Raw genomic sequence first — 4158 nt, 5'->3', positions numbered from 1 at the left:
CCCCGCCGTGTGCGGCGGGCGTCCCGTGATCGCAGGGACGCGGATGCGCGTGACGGACGTTCTGGAGATGCTGGCGGGTGGCGCGACCGTCGGCGAGATCGTGGCGGACTTCCCGTATCTCGCGACCGACGATGTGATCGCCGCGCTCGGTTTCGCGGCGCGGCAGGCGGATCACGCGATCGTCACCGCGGCGGAATGAGGTTCCTGATCGACGCGCAGCTTCCGCCGCGACTGGTGGAATGGTTCGCCGCGCGTGGGCATGAGGCGGACCACGTCGCCGCAATGGGTCTGATCGCCGCCACCGACGATGCGATCGCGCAGGCGGCGGTGGACCGCGACGCCATCCTGGTCACCAAGGACGAGGATTTCGTCTATCTCCGGCTGCCGGACCGCTTCGTCCTGTTGTGGCTGCGTGTCGGCAACGCCACCAACCGGGCGCTCGACGCGTGGCTCACCATGCGCTGGACGGCGATCGAGGCGTTGCTGGGGTCCGGCGAGCGGTTCGTCGAGGTTCGCTGAGGAAAAAATGGCGGTCCCCCGGCTTTCGCCGGGGTGCGCGCCTCAATACACCCGCTTCTTCGGCTTGATGTATTCGATATCGTCGGTCAGCGTGTAGTCGTGGACCGGGCGATAGTCGATCGACGTCGTGCCGCCCTTGCCGCCCCAGCCGTCGAACGTCGTGATCGTGTGCTTCATCCAGTTCGCGTCGTCGCGATCGGGGAAGTCCTCGTGCATGTGCGCGCCGCGGCTTTCCTTGCGGTTCGCGGCGCTCTTCATCGTCACGACGGCCTGGCCGATGAGGTTGTCCAGCTCCATCGTTTCGACCAGATCGGTGTTCCAGATCAGCGAGCGGTCCTTGATGCCGACGTCCTGGAACCCCTGGTAGATCGCCTCGATCCGCGTCACGCCCTCGTCCAGCAGCGCGGTATCGCGGAAGACGGCGCAATGCTTCTGCATCGTCTTCTGCATGTCCGCGCGGACCAGTGCCGTGGGCGTGCCGCCCTTGGCATTGCGGAAATGGTCGAGGCGGGTGAGCGACTGCTCCTCCGACCCCTTGGGCAACGCGTCGTGCGACGTGTTGGGCTTCAGCGTCTCCTTCAGGCGCAGACCGGTGGCGCGGCCGAAGACGACGAGGTCGATCAGGCTGTTGGAGCCCAGGCGATTGGCGCCGTGGACCGACACGCACGCGGCCTCGCCGACCGCGAACAGGCCGGGGACGACGCTGTCGGGGTCGCCGTCCTTCAGCCTCACGACTTCGCCATGATAGTTACAGGGGATGCCGCCCATGTTGTAATGGACCGTGGGGGTCACCGGCAGCGGCTGGCGCGTCAGGTCGACGCCGGCGAAGATCTTGCCGGTTTCGGTGATGCCGGGCAGGCGTTCGTGCAGGACGGCGGGGTCGATATGGTCGAGGTGGAGGAAGATGTGGTCCTTCTCCTTCCCCACGCCGCGCCCCTCGCGCATCTCCATCGCCATCGAGCGCGCGACGACGTCGCGGCTGGCGAGGTCCTTCGCGGACGGGGCGTAGCGTTCCATGAACCGCTCGCCCTCGCTGTTCGTCAGGTAGCCGCCCTCGCCACGCGCGCCCTCCGTAATCAGCACGCCCGCGCCGTAGATGCCGGTGGGGTGGAACTGGACGAACTCCATGTCCTGCAACGCCAGGCCCGCGCGCAGCGCCATGCCGTTGCCGTCGCCGGTGCAGGTGTGCGCCGACGTCGCCGACTGGTACACGCGCCCGCCGCCGCCGGTGGCCAGCACGACCGCATGGCTGCGGAAGCGGTGGATCGCGCCGGTTTCCATGCACAGGGCGATGACGCCGCGGCACTTGCCGTCTTCCATAATGAGGTCGAGCGCGAAATATTCGACGTAGAAGTCGGTGTTGTACTTCAGCGACTGCTGGTACAGCGCGTGCAGCATCGCATGGCCGGTGCGGTCGGCGGCGGCCGCCGTCCGCTGCACCGGGGGGCCTTCGCCCATGTTCTGCATATGGCCGCCGAACGGACGCTGGTAGATCGTGCCGTTGTCGTTGCGGCTGAACGGCACGCCCGCATGTTCCAGCTCGTACACCGCCTGCGGCGCCTCGCGGACCATATATTCGATCGCGTCCTGGTCGCCGAGCCAGTCGGAGCCCTTGACCGTGTCGAACATGTGCCACGACCAATGGTCGGGGGAATTGTTGCCGAGCGACGCCGCGATGCCGCCCTGCGCCGCGACGGTGTGCGACCGGGTCGGGAACACCTTCGTGATGCAGGCGGTCTTCAGTCCGCTTTCGGCGATGCCCATCGTGGCGCGCAGGCCGGAGCCGCCCGCGCCGACGACGACCGCGTCGTAGGTATGGTCGATGATCTGGTAGGAGGCGGGCATCAGGCGTTGCTTCCGAAGGCGACCTTGCAGATGGCGAAGATCGCGGTGCCGGCGGTGGCGGCGGTGAACAGGTTCAGCAGGACCATGGCGACGAAGCGCGACTGTTTGTGCGCGTAATCCTCGATCACCACCTGCAACCCCAGGCGGAAGTGGTAGAAGACCGACGCGATCAGCAGGATCATCGGGATCGCGACCCAGGCCGACGACAGCCACAGCCGGACCGTGGCATAATCGTAGGCGGGCAGCATCGCGATGCTGGCCAGCAGCCACGCCATCAGCAGGACGTTGGTGCCCGCGGTCAGTTTCTGGTGCCACCAATGCGTGACGCCGTGATGCGCGCTGCCGAGACCGCGGACGCGGCCGAGTGCGGTCGTCATGCCTTCACCCCCAGGTAGAGCCAGAACAGGACCGTCAGCACCGTCGAGACGACGAAGGTCGCGGCGGCGAACAGGCGGTTCCCCTTCAGCTCGAACGCCGCGCCGGTGTCCATGACCAGGTGGCGCGTCCCGCTGGCCATATGCTGGAACAGCGACCACGTCAGCCCGACGCCGACGATCCAGCCGAGCGGGTTGAGCGCGCCCGACGACAGCGTGAAGACGTCGACGAACGTGGCGTACGCGCCTTCCCCCGCCGCGATCGCGGCCAGCCACCATACCAGGAGCACCGTGCCCACCGTCGCCATGCCGTCGCCGGTGACGCGATGCAGGATCGACGCGGTCATCGCCGCGCTCCAGCGATAGTGGAATTTCCCCGGCCCGCGGAACAGGTGCGGGCTGCGCGGACGGGATGTGGATGCGGGCTTCGAGGCCAAGGCGCGGATATCCCCGGATGGGCGCCCCGTATGGGCGAGTGACGGATGCGATGCCCATGCCGCGCCGCCGCGCGCGATGCAAGCCGCGGCGCACGCGCCGCTCCATGGCTAACTACCCCTTAACCCCTTGCAGTTAGGCCGGTGTGGATCGCCACAGGGGAAATTACTTGGCCAACGACATGCCAGAAATCGGTTCGGTCGCAGCATCGTTCGACCTGTTGTCGCGCTTTCGCGTGTTCGACGTCGACGGCGGACTGGCGGCGTCGAGCCGGGAGACATGGGCGGTCCTGCGTCCCGCGGCCGAGGGTGTGTCGCGCGCCTATTGGGAGCAATGGCGGCATTGCTTCGCCGACGGCCGCATCTGGGCGACGGGGGATACCGAGCGGATGATCGCGATCGGCTGCACCTTCCTGGAGAATCGTTTCCTGCACACGCGGGAGAAGGCGTGGGTCGAATCGATCGAGCGGTCGGTCGCCGCGGCCTATGAGGCGGACGTGAGCAAGACCGCGCTGCTGTCGATGATCTCCGCCAGCGACCGCGCCGCGCTGGAAGTGCTGATGGGACAGTCCGACCGCGATCCCGCGACGCTGCTGCGGATGGTCGACACGCTGATGCGATTGTCCGCGCTGGAGGGAGAGATCACGGTCGCGATCTATGCCGCGTACGGCGATCACGCCGCGCGGATCGAGCGCGACCGGCTGGCCGCGGTGTTCCACGACAATATCTCCGCCACGGTGGCCGACACGACGCGCGACGGCGACGCGCTGCACGTGCAGGCGTCGTCGGCGTCGTCGTCGGCGCGCGGGATGCTGGGCAAGACGAGCGAGGTCGCGGCGGCGGCGGAGCAATCGGCGGTGGCGATGCGCGAGGCGGCGTCGACCGCGGCGGGCCTGATCCGCGCGATCGAGGATGCGCGCGCCGAGGTGGAGGTCGCGGCCGACATCGCGACGCGCGCGGCGCACCAGGCGGGCGACGCGGTGGGG

General features: G+C 68.1%; 5 protein-coding genes and 1 pseudogene. 3 read left to right on the top strand and 3 right to left on the bottom strand.

From position 1 onward, the window contains the following. Nucleotides 1-199: DUF433 domain-containing protein (locus ASG29_RS15075; protein ID WP_055986142.1), on the top strand; the 199-nt coding region annotated here is incomplete at its 5' end. Continuing rightward, a complete protein-coding gene (locus tag ASG29_RS15070) occupies nt 196-519 on the top strand; it encodes a DUF5615 family PIN-like protein (protein ID WP_055986139.1) in 324 nt (107 codons plus the stop codon). The genes ASG29_RS15075 and ASG29_RS15070, both read left to right, overlap by 4 nt. Nucleotides 520-561: 42 nt before the next feature. Here ASG29_RS15070 and sdhA read toward each other — a convergent pair whose 3' ends face one another. Genes sdhA through sdhC form a run of 3 tightly spaced genes read right to left on the bottom strand, consistent with a single transcriptional unit; the run spans nt 562 to nt 3175 of the window. After that, on the bottom strand, nt 562-2364 hold the full coding sequence (gene sdhA, locus ASG29_RS15065; RefSeq protein WP_055986136.1) for a succinate dehydrogenase flavoprotein subunit: 1803 nt from the start codon (nt 2362-2364) through the stop codon (nt 562-564). Beyond that, entirely contained in the window at nt 2364-2741 is a 378-nt protein-coding gene (gene sdhD / locus ASG29_RS15060; protein WP_055986133.1) for a succinate dehydrogenase, hydrophobic membrane anchor protein, read from the bottom strand. Before sdhD ends, sdhA begins: the two co-directional genes overlap by 1 nt. Continuing rightward, nucleotides 2738-3175, bottom strand: coding sequence for a succinate dehydrogenase, cytochrome b556 subunit (gene sdhC, locus ASG29_RS15055; protein ID WP_055986130.1), 438 nt, complete (start codon nt 3173-3175; stop codon nt 2738-2740). Before sdhC ends, sdhD begins: the two co-directional genes overlap by 4 nt. A 167-nt stretch (nt 3176-3342) precedes the next feature. On the opposite strand from sdhC, the pseudogene ASG29_RS17640 reads away from it, so the two are divergent. Further along, nucleotides 3343-4158, top strand: a pseudogene (locus ASG29_RS17640) (chemotaxis protein); the annotation flags it as partial.

The sequence above is a fragment of the Sphingomonas sp. Leaf412 genome, from assembly GCF_001425405.1.
In the GTDB taxonomy this organism is placed as follows: Bacteria; Pseudomonadota; Alphaproteobacteria; order Sphingomonadales; family Sphingomonadaceae; genus Sphingomonas.
Note: the sequence above shows the minus strand (reverse complement) of the source record. Positions and strands in the feature narration are given on the sequence as shown.

Bases quoted from the DNA above. Each gene is read 5' to 3' on its own strand.
- sdhD (WP_055986133.1), bottom strand. From the start codon at position 2,741: ATGACGACCGCACTCGGCCGCGTCCGCGGTCTCGGCAGCGCGCATCAC.
- sdhA (WP_055986136.1), bottom strand. From the start codon at position 2,364: ATGCCCGCCTCCTACCAGATCATCGACCATACCTACGACGCGGTCGTC.
- ASG29_RS15070 (WP_055986139.1), top strand. From the start codon at position 196: ATGAGGTTCCTGATCGACGCGCAGCTTCCGCCGCGACTGGTGGAATGG.